Origin of the sequence: Knoellia sp. LjRoot47, from assembly GCF_964253435.1 — a bacterium.
GTDB lineage: Bacteria > Actinomycetota > Actinomycetes > Actinomycetales > Dermatophilaceae > Knoellia.
In genome coordinates this window covers 2,541,824-2,556,075 of record NZ_CAXUQS020000001.1, presented here as the reverse complement: position 1 = coordinate 2,556,075, position 14,252 = coordinate 2,541,824, and the positions used below count along the sequence as shown (strand labels likewise).

Annotated in this window: 15 protein-coding genes; 8 read left to right on the top strand and 7 right to left on the bottom strand. The window is 71.1% G+C overall.

Features of this window, described 5'->3' with window-relative positions; all coding sequences use genetic code 11:
• Positions 1-99: 99 nt before the first annotated feature.
• Positions 100-1,785: a ribonuclease J gene (locus tag ACSQ11_RS12350; protein ID WP_436005793.1), complete on the bottom strand. Its 1,686-nt coding sequence runs from the start codon at positions 1,783-1,785 to the stop codon at positions 100-102.
• The gene (gene dapA / locus ACSQ11_RS12345) at positions 1,782-2,669 is read right to left on the bottom strand and encodes a 4-hydroxy-tetrahydrodipicolinate synthase (RefSeq protein WP_436005791.1); all 888 of its coding nucleotides are present in this window, start codon (positions 2,667-2,669) and stop codon (positions 1,782-1,784) included. Before dapA ends, ACSQ11_RS12350 begins: the two co-directional genes overlap by 4 nt.
• 72 nt (positions 2,670-2,741) lie before the next feature.
• Here dapA and ACSQ11_RS12340 point away from each other — a divergent pair, with 72 nt between their 5' ends.
• Together ACSQ11_RS12340 and ACSQ11_RS12335 are read left to right on the top strand one after the other, a co-directional pair.
• Complete coding sequence (locus tag ACSQ11_RS12340) at positions 2,742-3,533, top strand: thymidylate synthase (RefSeq protein ID WP_436005789.1); 792 nt, start codon at positions 2,742-2,744, stop codon at positions 3,531-3,533.
• A gap of 86 nt (positions 3,534-3,619) precedes the next feature.
• Positions 3,620-4,084 carry a dihydrofolate reductase gene (locus ACSQ11_RS12335; RefSeq protein ID WP_436005787.1) on the top strand — a complete coding sequence of 155 codons (465 nt, stop codon included), beginning with the start codon at positions 3,620-3,622 and terminating at the stop codon, positions 4,082-4,084.
• Positions 4,085-4,121: 37 nt separating this feature from the next.
• On the opposite strand, the gene ACSQ11_RS12330 is transcribed toward ACSQ11_RS12335, so the two are convergent.
• A complete protein-coding gene (locus ACSQ11_RS12330; RefSeq protein ID WP_436005785.1) occupies positions 4,122-4,946 on the bottom strand; it encodes an FAD-binding oxidoreductase in 825 nt (274 codons plus the stop codon).
• A 36-nt stretch (positions 4,947-4,982) separates the two neighbouring features.
• Here ACSQ11_RS12330 and ACSQ11_RS12325 point away from each other — a divergent pair, with 36 nt between their 5' ends.
• From ACSQ11_RS12325 to ACSQ11_RS12310, 4 genes are read left to right on the top strand one after another with little or no spacing between them, the layout of a single operon-like run.
• Positions 4,983-5,708 carry an enoyl-CoA hydratase-related protein gene (locus ACSQ11_RS12325; RefSeq protein ID WP_436006772.1) on the top strand — a complete coding sequence of 242 codons (726 nt, stop codon included), beginning with the start codon at positions 4,983-4,985 and terminating at the stop codon, positions 5,706-5,708.
• On the top strand, positions 5,705-6,283 hold the full coding sequence (locus ACSQ11_RS12320; protein WP_436005783.1) for an N-acetyltransferase family protein: 579 nt from the start codon (positions 5,705-5,707) through the stop codon (positions 6,281-6,283). Before ACSQ11_RS12325 ends, ACSQ11_RS12320 begins: the two co-directional genes overlap by 4 nt.
• Positions 6,280-7,041 carry an AzlC family ABC transporter permease gene (locus tag ACSQ11_RS12315; protein WP_436005781.1) on the top strand — a complete coding sequence of 254 codons (762 nt, stop codon included), beginning with the start codon at positions 6,280-6,282 and terminating at the stop codon, positions 7,039-7,041. Before ACSQ11_RS12320 ends, ACSQ11_RS12315 begins: the two co-directional genes overlap by 4 nt.
• Positions 7,038-7,352, top strand: coding sequence for an AzlD domain-containing protein (locus ACSQ11_RS12310; RefSeq protein WP_436005779.1), 315 nt, complete (start codon positions 7,038-7,040; stop codon positions 7,350-7,352). The genes ACSQ11_RS12315 and ACSQ11_RS12310 overlap by 4 nt, the downstream gene beginning before the upstream one ends.
• Here ACSQ11_RS12310 and dapB read toward each other — a convergent pair.
• Positions 7,349-8,092: a 4-hydroxy-tetrahydrodipicolinate reductase gene (gene dapB, locus ACSQ11_RS12305; protein ID WP_436005777.1), complete on the bottom strand. Its 744-nt coding sequence runs from the start codon at positions 8,090-8,092 to the stop codon at positions 7,349-7,351. The two genes, ACSQ11_RS12310 and dapB, sit on opposite strands and share 4 nt — an antisense overlap.
• Before the next feature lie 198 nt (positions 8,093-8,290).
• Here dapB and ACSQ11_RS12300 point away from each other — a divergent pair, with 198 nt between their 5' ends.
• Both ACSQ11_RS12300 and ACSQ11_RS12295 read left to right on the top strand, forming a co-directional pair.
• On the top strand, positions 8,291-8,431 hold the full coding sequence (locus ACSQ11_RS12300; RefSeq protein WP_436005775.1) for a hypothetical protein: 141 nt from the start codon (positions 8,291-8,293) through the stop codon (positions 8,429-8,431).
• A 185-nt stretch (positions 8,432-8,616) separates the two neighbouring features.
• On the top strand, positions 8,617-9,642 hold the full coding sequence (locus ACSQ11_RS12295; protein ID WP_436005773.1) for a hypothetical protein: 1,026 nt from the start codon (positions 8,617-8,619) through the stop codon (positions 9,640-9,642).
• Positions 9,643-9,727: 85 nt separating this feature from the next.
• Here ACSQ11_RS12295 and ACSQ11_RS12290 read toward each other — a convergent pair whose 3' ends face one another.
• From ACSQ11_RS12290 to ACSQ11_RS12280, 3 genes are all read right to left on the bottom strand, one after another.
• Positions 9,728-12,121: a polyribonucleotide nucleotidyltransferase gene (locus ACSQ11_RS12290; protein WP_436005771.1), complete on the bottom strand. Its 2,394-nt coding sequence runs from the start codon at positions 12,119-12,121 to the stop codon at positions 9,728-9,730.
• Positions 12,122-12,286: 165 nt separating this feature from the next.
• The gene (gene rpsO / locus ACSQ11_RS12285) at positions 12,287-12,556 is read right to left on the bottom strand and encodes a 30S ribosomal protein S15 (RefSeq protein WP_147066313.1); all 270 of its coding nucleotides are present in this window, start codon (positions 12,554-12,556) and stop codon (positions 12,287-12,289) included.
• A 158-nt stretch (positions 12,557-12,714) separates the two neighbouring features.
• Positions 12,715-14,238 (bottom strand): amidohydrolase, encoded by a 1,524-nt coding sequence (locus ACSQ11_RS12280; RefSeq protein ID WP_436005769.1) that lies wholly within the window; start codon positions 14,236-14,238, stop codon positions 12,715-12,717.
• Positions 14,239-14,252: the final 14 nt, after the last annotated feature.

The window sequence follows — 14,252 nt, the reverse complement described above, 5'->3', positions numbered from 1 at the left end:
CTGGTGGGTTTGCGCCGATGACGACGGGCTGGCCCACGGAGTCACCGAAGCCGTCAGGCTTCGATGACGACGGGCGGGCCCACGGAGTCACCGAAGCCGTCAGGCTTCGATGACGACGGGGATGATCATCGGGCGGCGGCGGATCTTGCGGCCGACCCAGCCACCGACCGTGCGGCGCATGACCTGCTCGAGCTGGTAGGTGTCGGTGACGCCCTGGGCGGTGGCGTCGTCGAGGGCCCGCGTCAGCTGCGGCATGACGTCGTCGAAGACCACGTCGTCCTCGACGAAGCCCCGGGCCGTGATCTCGGGCCCGGCGACGATCTTGCCGGTCGAGGAGTCCATGACGACGATGACCGAGACGAAGCCCTCGTCACGCAGGATGCGCCGGTCCTTGAGCAGCGTCTCGTCGGCCTCGCCCACGGAGGAGCCGTCGACGTAGACGTAGCCGCACTCGACGGCCCCGGCGACCTTGACCTTGCCGTTGACGAGGTCGACGACGACACCGTCCTCGACGACGACGACGCCGCGGGGGTGCACGCCGGTCGCGAGGGCGAGGTCGGCGTTGGCCCTCAGGTGCCGCCACTCACCGTGCACCGGCATGACGTTGCGGGGCTTGACGATGTTGTAGCAGTAGAGGAGCTCGCCGGCGCTGGCGTGGCCGGAGACGTGCACCTTGGCGTTGCCCTTGTGGACGACGTCGGCGCCGAGCCGCATGAGGCCGTTGATGACGCGATAGACGGCGTTCTCGTTGCCGGGGATGAGCGACGAGGCCATGAGCACGGTGTCGCCCTTGCCGACCTCGATCTGGTGGTCGCGGTTGGCCATCCGGGAGAGCGCGGCCATCGGCTCGCCCTGCGACCCGGTGCAGATGAGCGTGACCTTGTTGTCGGGCAGGTCGCCGAGCTTCTTGAAGTCGACGAGGATGCCGTCGGGCACGTGGAGGTAGCCGAGGTCGGCGGCGATCCCCATGTTGCGGACCATCGAGCGACCGACCATGGCGACCTTGCGCCCGGACTTCTCGGCGGCGTCGAGCACCTGCTGGACGCGGTGCACGTGCGAGGAGAAGCAGGCGACGATGATCCGCCGCTTGGCGTCGCGGAAGACGCGGTCGATCGCCGGGGCGATGTCCTTCTCGGGGGTCGTGAAGCCGGGGACCTCGGCGTTGGTGGAGTCGGTGAGGAAGAGGTCGACCCCCTCCTCGCCGAGGCGGGCGAACGCGCGCAGGTCGGTGAGGCGACCGTCGAGCGGCAGCTGGTCCATCTTGAAGTCGCCGGTGTGCAGCAAGGTGCCGCCCGAGGTCCGGACGAACACCGCGAGCGCATCGGGGATCGAGTGGTTGACGGCGACGAACTCGCAGTCGAAGACGCCGAGGCTCTCACGGTCGCCCTCCTTGACGGAGAGCGTGTACGGCTTGATCCGGTGCTCCTTGAGCTTGGCCTCGATGAGGGCCAGCGTGAGCTGCGAGCCGACGAGCGGGATGTCCGGCTTGAGGCGGAGGAGGAAGGGCACGGCTCCGATGTGGTCCTCGTGACCGTGGGTGAGCACGATCGCCTGGATGTCGTCGAGCCGGTCCTTGATGTAGCTGAAGTCCGGGAGGATGAGGTCGATGCCCGGGTGGTGGTCGTCGGGGAAGAGGACACCGCAGTCGATGACGAGCAGCTGCCCCTGGTGCTCGATGACCGCCATGTTGCGGCCGACCTCGCCGAGACCGCCGAGGGCGACGACGCGGACGCCACCGTCCTTGAGCGGTCGGGGAAGCGAGAGCTCGGGGTGCGGGTGGCTCATCGCAGACCTGCTTCCGACAGGCCCTTGCGGAGCGCCTCGAGGTGCTCTGGCGGTGACTCGACGAGAGGGAGCCGCACGAAGGCGGACTCGATGACACCGAGCTCCGCGAGCGCGGCCTTGGCCATGATCGCTCCCTGCGACGGCGTCATGATGGCGTCGACGACGGGGACGAGGCGCCGGTGGATCTCACGGGCCGTCGCGAGGTCTCCCCCGTCCACGGCTGCAAGCATCGCGGCATACTCACGGCCGGCGACGTGACCGACGACGGAGACGCAGCCGACCGCCCCCTGGGCGAGGTGGGCGAGGGTGAGGACGTCGTCGCCGCTGAACCACAGCAGGTCGGTCGACGCCATGACGTGCGTCGACGCCCAGAGGTCGGCCTTGGCGTCCTTCACCGCGAGGATGCGCGGGTGGGCCGCGAGCTCGAGGAGGGTCTCGGTGCTGAAGGCCACACCGGTGCGTCCGGGGATGTCGTAGAGCATGATCGGCAGCTCGGTCGAGTCCGCGACCGCGCGGCAGTGGGCGACGAGACCGGCCTGCGTCGGCTTGTTGTAGTACGGCGAGACGAGCAGGAGCGCATCGGCGCCGACCTCGACCGCGCGGGCGGCCATCTCGATGCTGTGGTCGGTGGAGTTCGAGCCGACGCCGGCGGTGACCGCGACCCGGCCCGCGGCGACCTCGACCGCGATGCGCACCGCGTCGATGCTCTCGTCGTCGGTGAGGGTGGCCGACTCCCCCGTCGTGCCGTTGACGACGATCCCGTCGTGCCCGCTGGCGATGAGGTGCTCGACCACGGCGCGCAACCCGGCCTCGTCCACGGATCCGTCGGGGCGCATGGGTGTGACCATGGCCGTGATGACCCGGCCGAAGGGGTTCGTCGTCATGGCCCTCAGGGTAGTCGCTGCGCACGGAGCGCCGTCCGCGGCGGCGTCGGCACCCGCGGCTACGCTCTCGCCATGCGCCAGTACCTCGACCTCCTCGACCGCATCCTCGACGAGGGAGTCGAGAAGTCCGACCGCACCGGCACCGGCACGCGCTCGGTCTTCGGCCACCAGATGCGGTTCGACCTGTCCGAGGGCTTCCCCGTCGTCACGACGAAGAAGCTGCACCTCAAGTCGATCATCGGCGAGCTGCTGTGGTTCCTGCGCGGCGACACCAACGTCCGCTGGCTCCAGGAGCGCGGCATCTCCATCTGGGACGAGTGGGCCGACGAGCACGGCGACCTCGGCCCGGTCTACGGCCACCAGTGGCGCTCCTGGCCCACCCCCGACGGGCGCCAGGTCGACCAGATCGCCAAGGTCATCGCCTCGATCCGCACCAACCCCGACAGCCGCCGACACATCGTCAGCGCGTGGAACGTCGCCGACGTCGACGACATGGCGCTGCCTCCGTGCCACGCGATGTTCCAGTTCTACGTCGCCGACGGGCGGCTCTCCTGCCAGCTCTACCAGCGCTCGGCCGACGTCTTCCTCGGCGTGCCGTTCAACATCGCCTCGTACGCCCTGCTCACGATGATGGTCGCCCAGCTCACCGACCTCGAGCCCGGCGAGTTCGTCCACACCCTCGGCGACGCGCACCTCTACTCCAACCACCTCGAGCAGGCGCGCCTCCAGCTCACCCGCGAGCCGCGCCCGCTCCCGACGATGCACATCACGCGCAAGGCGGCCATCGACGACTACGACCTCGGCGACTTCGAGCTCGTCGGCTACGACCCGCACCCGGCGATCAAGGCACCGATCGCGGTCTGAACCACGGCGGACGCATGCCGCGCGCCCACGGTGCGCGGCCGGCATACCCTCGCGTCGTGGTCGCCCGCGCCCCTAGGGTGAGCCCCATGACCCAGGTGACCCTCATCGCAGCGGTCGGGCGCAACGGCGTCATCGGCTCCGACAACGACATGCCGTGGCACCTGCCCGAGGACTTCGCGTTCTTCAAGCGGACGACGATGGGGCACGCGATGGTCATGGGCCGCAAGACGTTCGACTCGATCGGGCGCGCCCTGCCGGGGCGCCGCACCATCGTCATCACGCGGCAGGCCGACTGGCAGCACGCCGACGTCGAGACCGTGCACTCGCTCGACGACGCGCTCGGGCTCGCCGGCCCCGTCGGTGAGGTGTTCGTCGCCGGCGGTGGCGAGATCTACGCGCAGGCGATGCCCTTCGCGCAGCGGCTGCTCATCACCGAGGTCGACCAGGAGCCCGAGGGCGACGTGCGCTTCCCCGAGATCGACCCCGCCACGTGGCGCGAGACCTCGCGCGAGCAGCGCGACGGGTTCGCCTGGGTGACCTACGAGCGCTGACCCAGCCCGCGTCCGCCGTTCTGCGGGCGTATGCCGTTCAGTCGCCGGACGGTGTCGGTTTGCGCGGGTCGACCGGACCCGTCGAGGTGAACCGCTCGCGGTGGATGTGGGCCGGCTCGACGCCCTCTCCCCCGAGCCACGCCTCGACGTCGGCGATGAGGCCCTCGGGTCCGCAGAGCCACCAGTCGTCGACACCCTCGAGCCCGCCCACGTCGGCGAGGACGCTGCGGATGACCAGCGGGTCGATGCGCCCGTGCCGCACACCGTCGACGCGCTCCCGGCTCAGCACGTGCTCCACGCGCAGCCGGCCGCCGGACGCCTCCGCGAGCTCGGCCACCTCGCGCCCGAGCACGGTCGAGTCGCGGGTGCGGTTGGCGACGACGAGGTCGACACTCGACTCGGGGTGCTGCTCGAGCGCGGCGGCGGCGATCGCGAGCACCGGCGTGATGCCCGACCCGCCGACGATGCCGACGTGGTGCCGTGGGCCGTCGGCCTCGTCGAGGACGAACTCCCCGAGCGGGGGCAGCACACCCATGACCTCGCCGACCCCGACCTCGTTGGCGAGCCAGGGCGACATGCGCCCGCCCTGCACGGCGGCGGCGGCGACCCGGATGACGCCCTCGCGGCGGGCGCGGCTCGGAGGCACCCAGATCGAGTAGGACTGGCGTACGTCCTCGCCGCCGACGAGCGCGCGCAGCGTGACGTACTGGCCCGCCCGGTAGTTCAGGAAGCCCGGCATCTCGCTCACGTCGAACCCGATCGAGACGGCGTGCTCGGCCACCGGGTCCACCTCGGCCACGGCCAGCGGCCGGAAGGTCGGGTGCGGCTTCGAGGGACGGCGCAGCAGGGACACGCCCTCCATCCTCACAAACGCCGTCCCGTTAGGCTCGACCGCGTGATGATTTCCTCACGCACCACCGACCGGGTCACCGTGCTCACCCTCGACCGTCCGGAGCGGCGCAACGCGCTCAACCACGACGCCCTCGACGAGCTCGACGCCGCCATCGCCACCGCTGTCGCCGAGTCCCGTGCGCTCGTCATCACCGGTTCCGAGGGCCACTTCTGCGCGGGCGCGGACCTCACCGAGCTCGAGGACGTCAGCTTCACCGACCGCCTCGCCGAGGTTCTCGCGCGGCTGTCGCAGGCCCCGATCACGACCGTCGCGGCGGTCTCGGGCTCCTGCATGGGCCTGGGCATGCAGCTCGCCGTGGCCTGCGACCTCCGGGTCGTCGCCGACGGCGCGGCATTCGCCCTGCCCGTCGCCAAGCTCGGCCTCATGGTCAACCACTGGACGCTCGAGCGGGTCACCCGCTTCTGGGGCGAGGGCGCGGCACGGCACATGGTCCTCACCGGCGCCGTCCTCACCTCCGACGACGCATGGCGGCTCGGCTTCACCCAGGTCCGCGGCGACCTCGACGCCGCCCTCGAGCTCGCCCGCCGGGCCGTCGACCTCGCACCACTGACCCAGGCCGGGTCCAAGCTCGGCTTCGACACGCACGGCGGCGACCACTCCGAGGTCGCCCGCTACGAGGCCGCCTTCGCGACCGCCTGGTCGAGCGACGACCTCAGCGAGGGTCGCTCGGCCTTCCGTGAACGACGCACCCCGGAGTTCCAGGGCCGATGAGCCACGACCACTCCCACGAGCCCGGGCCCGTCGCCGACGCGAGCGTCCGCGTCGCGAAGCCGACCGACGCCCCGGCCGTCGGAGTCGTCCAGGCCGCGGTCTGGACCCAGGCGTATGCCGGCCGCGTCCCTGACGAGGTCGTCGCGGTCTTCGAGGCCCCGGCCTTCGCGAAGGCGTGGCGCCAGTCGCTCGAGAACCCCCCGGAGGGCGTGCACCGCCTCCTCGTCGCCCGCGCCGGCGAGCAGGTCGTCGGCTTTGCCGCGATCGGCCCGAGCCAGGACGCCGACGCCGGGCCGGCGCTCGGCGAGGTCACCGCGATCGGGGTTCACCCCGGAGCCCGCCGCCTCGGCCACGGGTCCCGCCTGCTCAACGCCTGCGTCGACACGCTGCGCGGCGCCGGCGCCGAGGACGTCGCGATCTGGGTCCTCGCCGACGACGAGGCCACCCGCGCCTTCCTCGTCGACTCCGGGCTCGGCCCCGACGGTGCCTGGCGCGACCGCGTCGTCTCCCCCGACGGCTCCACCCTGCGGGAGGTCCGCCTCGTCGCCTCGCTCGCGACGGACGAGCCGGGGTGAGCGACGCGGCCGCCGAGGGCGCGGGGGCAGCGGCAGGTGACGGCACGGCATACGCACCCTTGGAGCACCACACGCGCAGGGCGGTCGTGCGGCATTCGCTGTCGATCGGCCTGGCGACGGGCGCGTACGGCATCAGCTTCGGCGCGCTCGGAGTCGCGTCCGGGCTGAGCATCCTGCAGACGATGGCGCTGTCGGTGCTGCTCTTCAGCGGGGGCTCGCAGTTCGCGCTCGTCGGCATCCTCGGCGCCGGTGGCACCGGGTCCGCGGCCGTCGCGACCTCGACCCTGCTCGGCGTGCGCAACGGGCTCTACGCCCTCCAGACCTCCCGCATCCTCGACGTCGGCGGCCTGCGGCGGCTGTGGGCAGCGCACCTCACCATCGACGAGTCGACGGCGGTCGCGGTCGGTCGCGAGGACCGGCGGGCCGGCAAGCTCGGCTTCTTCGTCACGGGCGTCGCGGTGTTCGTGTGCTGGAACCTCATGACGTTGCTCGGCGCCTTGGTCGGCAACGCCCTCGGCGACCCGGAGCAGTGGGGCCTCGACGCGGCTGCCGCGGCCGCGTTCACCGCACTGCTGTGGCCACGGCTGCGCAGCCGCGATGCCGCCGCGACGATGGTGCTGGCCGTCACGATCGCGTTGCTGACCTCCCCGGTACTCCCGGTCGGGGTGCCCGTGATCCTCACCGTCGTGGCCGCGGTCGTCGTCGGGCTCTCGGGTGGCGGCCGGCACGAGCGCCGGTCCGAGGTGGACGAGTCATGACCACGTGGACCGTCGTGCTCCTCGCCTCCGGGCTGGCCTACGCGACGAAGCTCGCGGGCTACCTCGTGCCCGAGTCGTGGGTCGAGGGCCCGAAGCGCAGCCGGGTGCTCACCCTGCTGCCCGTGGCCCTGTTGTCCGGGCTCGTGGCGATCCAGACGTTCGGCGGCGACGGTGGTTCGCTCCACGTCGACGCGCGACTGGCCGCCGTGGGTGCGGCCGTCGTGCTGCTCCTGCTGCGCGCGAACTTCCTCGTCGTCGTCATCGGGGCGGCCGCCGTGGCAGCCGGCCTGCGCGCCCTCGGCTGGGCCTAGATCCCGAGGTAGTGCTCGAGCCCGACCGTGAGGCCGGGGTGCTCCCCCACCTTGCGGACGGCGGCGACGACGCCGGGCATGAACGACACGCGGTCGAACGAGTCGTGCCGGATGGTGAGCATCTCGCCGGTCTGCCCGAAGAGGACCTCCTGGTGCGCGACGAGGCCACGGAGGCGGACGGAGTGCACCGGTATGCCGTGCGCTCGCGCTCCGCGTGCCCCGTCCGGGTCGTGCGTGGTCGCGTCGGGCACGTCGGCGAGGCCCGCCTGCTCGCGCGCGGCACCGATGAGCTCCGCGGTGCGGGCGGCCGTGCCCGAAGGCGCGTCGACCTTGTCGGGGTGGTGCAGCTCGATGACCTCGGCCGACTCGTAGAACTCGGCGGCCTTGCTCGCGAACGCCATCATGAGGACGGCACCGATCGCGAAGTTGGGGGCGACGAGCACCCCGACCTCGGGGTGGTCGGCGAGCCGGGTGCGCAGGTCGGCGAGCTTCGCGTCGTCCCAGCCGGTCGTGCCGACGACGACGTGGACGCCGCGGTCGACGCAGTGCGCGACGTTGTCGGCGGAGGCGTGCGGGACCGAGAACTCGACGGCGACCTCGGCCCCGGCCAGGTCGCCGAGGTCGTCACCGACGTCGAACCGCCCGACGAGCTCGAGGCCGTCGGCGGCCTCCACCGCTCGGCACACCTCCGAGCCCATGCGACCGGATGCACCGATGACCGAGACCTTGGTGTTGCTCACGCCTGAACTCTAGCCACCGGTGGGTCGGGGTCCTGAAGGCGTGGGCTGCGATGGGTGAGGCGGGACGTTGGGGTGTGTCGTGGTCGGGTCGGCGGGTCTCGTTCACCTTCTGTTCACCTTTGGGCTACCATGGGGTGAACACAAGGTGAACGACGCCGGGGGCGTCCGTCACCATCAGGCCTGCGGAGGGAGACACCCATGAAGAAGGTCGCCACGACCGCCACGGGTCCGGCCTGCCTGACGATGCGCTGGGTGCCGGTGACCGTCGACGGTCGCACCCGGATGGAGATGCGCTGGAGCGCACCGGCAGTCGTCCAGCGCGTGCGCCGCACCGCCTGAGACCCGAACAGCGATGGACCCGCCCCACGTGGGCGGGTCCTTCGCGTTTCTCGGGAGTGCACGCGCGGGCGGCGGTCGAGCCTGTGGATGACGCGACGCGGCACTGGCGGCAAACTGACACACTCCATCGGACAGGGGTTCAGGGGGACCCCGCAACCATGGAGGTTCTCGTGACGATGCATGCCGTGCCGCGCCCAGGACGACGCACCGGTCAGCGTCCGCACCTCGTCAGCCGGCTCAGGACCATCTCGGCCGCAGCCCTGGTCGTCACGCTCATGTCTGCCCTCACCGCCTGCGCAGGTGTGGGGTCCACGTCGGAGAAGCCTGCCGACACCCGGGCCGAGGCGACGATGACCGCTCAGCAGGCGGAGACCGTGGTCGATGACTACGACAGCAGGCGCAACGCCGCCCTCACCGCATCGGTGAGGGCGTTCGATCCCGTGCCGTGGTCGAAGGCTGACACGGGAATCCTGTATGCCCGCAACCGGCTCGACACTGCCGTCCGCAAGGTGGAGGGCAACAGGAGGACGACGACGTCCGCTCACACCGTGCGAACGGTCTTCGCGCCCGCCCACGAGTCCTTTCCACGCCTCGCCATCCTCGACCTCGACCGGACGACCGGTGGGCGCGTCACCTCCGTCGTCGCTGCCCTGACCCAACAGGACGAGGGCAGCCCGTGGCTCATGGCATCGACAGCGACACACCGGGGCGCCACCCTCCCAGGGGCTCGCGGTGCGGGGCGCGCCGCGACGCTGCTGCCCGCGGCGAGAACCACCCTCGCGGCCCGCGCCGACGAGCTCGTGACGCAGCTCAACGCCGGGAAGGGCCCTTGGGTGACGGGTGACCTCGCCGCCGAGGCCAAGGCCCTCGCGACACCTGCCGCGGGGCGCACCGAGTACCGCCTCTGGTCTCCCCAGAAGGACCAGCTGGCTCCTCGGGGATCCATCCACGCTGTGGCCGTCGAGGACGGTGGCGCCCTCGCCCTCCTCGACCTCGTGGCCGAGACCGTTCACGATGCCCCACCGGGCGAGTACTTCGACACACGTCGGTTGCACGACAGCTACCTCGAGGCGACGGGGCAGTCGAGCGAGTACGCCACCCAGATCCGCCTCCGGAACGGTCTGACCGTCGTCGCCCTGCTCGACGCGAAAGGTGGGCTCAGCGTGCTGGGTGCCGACTCCGCCGGGATCCCGCTCGAGGGTGGCGCATAGGGCTCGCCACCGGACGCCGGAACGCCGACGGGGCGACACACCATGAAGGTGTGCCGCCCCGTCACGTGTCCCGGAGGACGTGGACTCACTCGTCGCCGGAGGCGTCTCCCGCGTCCGAGCGCTGGCCACGACCACGGCCACCGCGACGGCGGCTGCGCTGGCGACGCTCGCCACGCTCCTCGCCACCCTCGGTGGAGTCGGTCGCGTCGTCGCCCGAGTCGCCGGACTCGTCGGAGTCGACGTCCGCGTCCTCGGCGGGGGCGTCGTCGGAGGCCGGAGCCTGCGCGTCACCCTCACCCTCGGCGAGGACGGCGGCCAGCGAGAGCTTGCCGCGCGGGTCGATCTCCTTGAGCTCGACCTGGACCTTCTGGCCCACCGCGAGGACGTCCTCGACGGCGTCGATCCGCTTGCCACCGACGAGCTTGCGCACCTCGGAGATGTGGAGCAGACCGTCCTTGCCGGGAAGCAGGGAGATGAACGCGCCGAAGGTCGTCGTCTTGACGACGGTGCCCAGGAAGCGCTCGCCGATCTCGGGCATCTGCGGGTTGGCGATCGCGTTGATCGCCGCACGCGCAGCCTCGGCCGAGGGGCCGTCGGTCGCACCGATGTAGATCGTGCCGTCGTCCTCGATGGAGATCTGGGCGCCGGTGTCGTCCTGGATCTGGTTGATCATCTTGCCCTTCGGGCCGATGACCTCACCGATCTTGTCGACGGGGACCGTCACCGCGATGACGCGAGGAGCGAAGGGGCTCATCTCGTCGGGCGCGTCGATGGCCTCGTTCATGACGTCGAGGATGTGGAGGCGGGCCTCGCGGGCCTGCGTGAGCGCGCCACCGAGCACGTCGGCGGGGATGCCGTCGAGCTTGGTGTCGAGCTGGATGGCCGTGACGAACTCGCGGGTGCCGGCGACCTTGAAGTCCATGTCGCCGAACGCGTCCTCGGCACCGAGGATGTCGGTGAGCGCGGCGTACTGCGTCTCACCGTCGACCTCGGCGGTGACGAGGCCCATCGCGATGCCCGCGACCGGGGCGCGCAGCGGCACACCGGCGTTGAGCAGCGACAGGGTCGAGGCGCAGACCGAGCCCATGGACGTCGAGCCGTTGGAGCCGAGAGCCTCGGACACCTGGCGGATCGCGTAGGGGAACTCCTCGCGGGTCGGCAGGACCGGCATGAGCGCACGCTCGGCGAGCGCTCCGTGGCCGATCTCGCGACGCTTCGGCGAACCGACGCGACCGGTCTCACCGGTCGAGTAGGGCGGGAAGTTGTAGTTGTGCATGTAGCGCTTGCGCGTCACCGGCGACAGCGTGTCGAGCTGCTGCTCCATGCGGAGCATGTTGAGCGTGGTGACACCCATGATCTGGGTCTCGCCGCGCTCGAAGATCGCCGAGCCGTGCACGCGCGGCAGGACCTCGACCTCGGCGCTGAGCGCGCGGATGTCGGCGAGGCCACGGCCGTCGATGCGGACCTTGTCCTTGATGATGCGCTCACGGATGAGCTTCTTCTGCACGGACCGGTAGGCGGCAGACAGCTCCTTCTCGCGACCCTCGAACTGACCCGCGAGGGCCTCCTTCATGGAGTCCTTGATCTCGTCGAGACGGTCCTCGCGCTCCTGCTTGCCCGCGATCTGCAGCGCAGCGGCGGCGTCGGCCGTGACGTGCGACTCGACGGCGGCGTAGGCGTCGTCCTCGTAGTCGAGGAAGATCGGGAACTCCTGGATCGGCTTGGCAGCCTTGGCGGCGAGCTCGGCCTGTGCCTCGCACAGCACCTTGATGAACTTCTTGGAGGCCTCGAGGCCCTCGGCGACGATCTCCTCGGTGGGGGCCGTCTTGCCCTCGTTCTTGACGAGGTTCCAGGTGTTGTCGGTGGCCTCGGCCTCGACCATCATGATCGCGACGTCGTCTCCCGCGACACGGCCGGCGACGACCATGTCGAAGGTCGAGCGCTCGATGTCGGAGAACTGCGGGAACGCGACCCACTGGCCGTCGATGAGCGACAGGCGCGTGGCGCCGATCGGGCCCGAGAACGGCAGACCGGAGATCTGCGTCGAGGCGGACGCGGCGTTGATCGCGAGCACGTCGTACTGCGCGTCGGGGTTGAGCGCCAGGACCGAGATGACGACCTGGACCTCGTTGCGCAGACCCTTCGTGAAGGTCGGGCGCAGCGGGCGGTCGATGAGACGGCAGGTGAGGATCGCCTCGGTGGACGGGCGGCCCTCACGACGGAAGAACGAACCGGGGATCTTGCCCGCGGCATACATGCGCTCTTCGACGTCGACCGTCAGGGGAAAGAAGTCGAAACCCTCGCGAGGGGACTTCCCGGCAGTGGTGGTGGACAGGAGCATCGTGTCCTCGTCCAGGTATGCGGCGACTGCGCCGCCGGCCTGCTTGGCCAGGCGCCCGGTCTCGAACCGGACGGTGCGGGTGCCGAACGAGCCGTTGTCGATGGTGGCTTCGGCGAAAGTGATCTCAGGACCCTCCATGGGTCCTCCTTTTCTGTCAGTCCAACGAACCTCGTGCATCGTCGTTGTGCACGGGCGGTCTTCTGGTGGTGCTGGGTGCTGGTGTCGCTGTGAAGTTGTGGTCCTACACATCCGAAAGAGCGGCCCTCCAGGAGTGGAGAGCCGCTCCGACGGAAATCGGGGGCGTCAGCGACGCAGGCCGAGGCGCTTGATCAGCGAGCGGTAGCGCTCGATGTCGATGCTCTCGAGGTAGCGGAGCAGGCGACGGCGGCGGCCGACGAGGAGCAGCAGGCCACGACGGCTGTGGTGGTCGTGCTTGTGCTCACGGCTGTGCTCGGTGAGGTCGAGGATGCGCTGGGTGAGGAGCGCGATCTGGACCTCGGGGGAGCCGGTGTCGCCCTCGGTCGTGGCGTACTCGGACATGATCTTCTGCTTGACGTCTGCGTCCAAAGGCATGGGCGACTGACTCCTTCTCGTACGGTTGCGCGGCGCTCCCGGGCTGGTTCACCGGGGCTCTATGGATCCGCGGCCGATTCTCACGGCGGGACAAGGCTAGCAGCGGGGCTCCCCGCCCCCCTAATCGGCCGACGACCGCATCGGGCGTCCGGATCGCGTCACCGGCCAGCGCGCGGGGACCCGGGCATCCGGCCACCCACGATCGTGCAGTCGACCCGAGCCGAACGCAGCCGTGCCGCGGCGTCCGGACCCCGGTCTGGGCCGGCCAGGGGGTCGCCGTCGAGGAGCACGAGGTCGGCGAGGCTGCCCACCCCCACCGTCGTGGCGCCGTCGACGCTGCCGGCGAGCGCCTGCTCCACCGTGAGTGCCTCGGCGCCGTTCCACTCCTCGCGCTCGTCGCCGGTGCGGTGCACGGCGGCGGCCATGGCCTCCCACGGGTCGAGCGGCGCGACGGGTGCGTCGGAGCCCATCGCCAGGCGCACGCCGGCATCGAGCATCGAGCGCAGCGGGAAGCACCGGTCGGCGCGGTCGGGCCAGCACTGGTGCGTGACGTCCCGGTCGTCGAGCAGGTGGGCCGGCTGGACGCTGGCGACGACGCCGAGCCGCGCCATGCGCTCCACGTCGTCCGTCGCGACGAGCTGTGCGTGCTCGATCGAGCCACGGGCACCGGTGCGGGAGAAGGCATCGAGCGCGATCCCCACAGCAGCGTCGCCGATGGCGTGGACGGCGACGTCGAGCCCGTGGGCGGTCGCCGTGGCGAGCAGCTCGGCGAGCTCCTCGGGTGAGTTGTTGGGCCTGCCCCGTGGGTGCTCGAGCTCGTCGGAGCCGACGTAGGGGTCGTGGCAGAAGGCCGTACGCGTGTTGAGCGAGCCATCGCTGATGATCTTGAGCGGCCCCATCGTCACGAGCCCGGCCTCGTCGAGGACGTCACCGCTGCGGCGGCCGGCGGCGATCGTCTCGGCCAGCCCGACGGCATACGTCGCGGTCCGGACGCGGAGCACGTCGAGACCGGAGTTCGACCGCTCGGCCCACTCGGTCGCGTTGTCGGCCCACTCCATCTCGCGGATGCCCACGACACCTCGCCGCACGGCCGTGTCGAGGACCTTGGCGTATGCCGTCCGCTTGCTCTCCGCAGTCTGCGTCACCTCGTCGAGGCGGGCGAAGACGGGGAACCAGTCGTTCTCCTCGACGACGCCCTCGCGCGGTGGCACGTCGAGAAGGCGGAGGGCTGCGGAGTTGAGCCAGCCGTGGTGGGCGTCGCCGCTGATGAGGACGACGGGGAGGTCGCCGCTCACCGCGTCGAGCTCGGCGACGGTCGGCTGGCGCTCCCAGCCGGCGGTGCGGTGGCCGAACCCCTGGACGACGGTGCCGGGCGCTCCCCCGGCGCGGGCCCCGACCTCGGCCGCGACGAGCCGCGTGGCCTCGTCAGGGCTCGTGGTCGACGACAGGTCGAGCCGTGAGGAGTTGGCGGCCCACTGGCCGAGGTGGACGTGTTGGTCCCAGAGGCCCGGCAACAGCCAGCGCCCTTCGGCGTCGAGGACCTCGTCGTCGGCGTGTGGTCGCAGCGTCGGGGCCACCTCGACGACCCGGTCGCCGACGATCCGGAGGTCCACCGGACCTGTGGGGGCGGCCACTCCCCCGACGGGGACGACACGGGCCTGACGGATCACCAACGAGCTCACCCGGCGATCCTAGG

What these genes read in the sequence shown, in the direction of transcription:
- ACSQ11_RS12350 (WP_436005793.1), bottom strand. Translation starts at nt 1,785, where the DNA reads ATGAGCCACCCGCACCCCGAGCTCTCGCTTCCCCGACCGCTCAAGGAC.
- dapA (WP_436005791.1), bottom strand. Translation starts at nt 2,669, where the DNA reads ATGACGACGAACCCCTTCGGCCGGGTCATCACGGCCATGGTCACACCC.
- ACSQ11_RS12340 (WP_436005789.1), top strand. Translation starts at nt 2,742, where the DNA reads ATGCGCCAGTACCTCGACCTCCTCGACCGCATCCTCGACGAGGGAGTC.
- ACSQ11_RS12335 (WP_436005787.1), top strand. Translation starts at nt 3,620, where the DNA reads ATGACCCAGGTGACCCTCATCGCAGCGGTCGGGCGCAACGGCGTCATC.
- ACSQ11_RS12330 (WP_436005785.1), bottom strand. Translation starts at nt 4,946, where the DNA reads ATGGAGGGCGTGTCCCTGCTGCGCCGTCCCTCGAAGCCGCACCCGACC.
- ACSQ11_RS12325 (WP_436006772.1), top strand. Translation starts at nt 4,983, where the DNA reads ATGATTTCCTCACGCACCACCGACCGGGTCACCGTGCTCACCCTCGAC.
- ACSQ11_RS12320 (WP_436005783.1), top strand. Translation starts at nt 5,705, where the DNA reads ATGAGCCACGACCACTCCCACGAGCCCGGGCCCGTCGCCGACGCGAGC.
- ACSQ11_RS12310 (WP_436005779.1), top strand. Translation starts at nt 7,038, where the DNA reads ATGACCACGTGGACCGTCGTGCTCCTCGCCTCCGGGCTGGCCTACGCG.
- ACSQ11_RS12300 (WP_436005775.1), top strand. Translation starts at nt 8,291, where the DNA reads ATGAAGAAGGTCGCCACGACCGCCACGGGTCCGGCCTGCCTGACGATG.
- ACSQ11_RS12290 (WP_436005771.1), bottom strand. Translation starts at nt 12,121, where the DNA reads ATGGAGGGTCCTGAGATCACTTTCGCCGAAGCCACCATCGACAACGGC.
- rpsO (WP_147066313.1), bottom strand. Translation starts at nt 12,556, where the DNA reads ATGCCTTTGGACGCAGACGTCAAGCAGAAGATCATGTCCGAGTACGCC.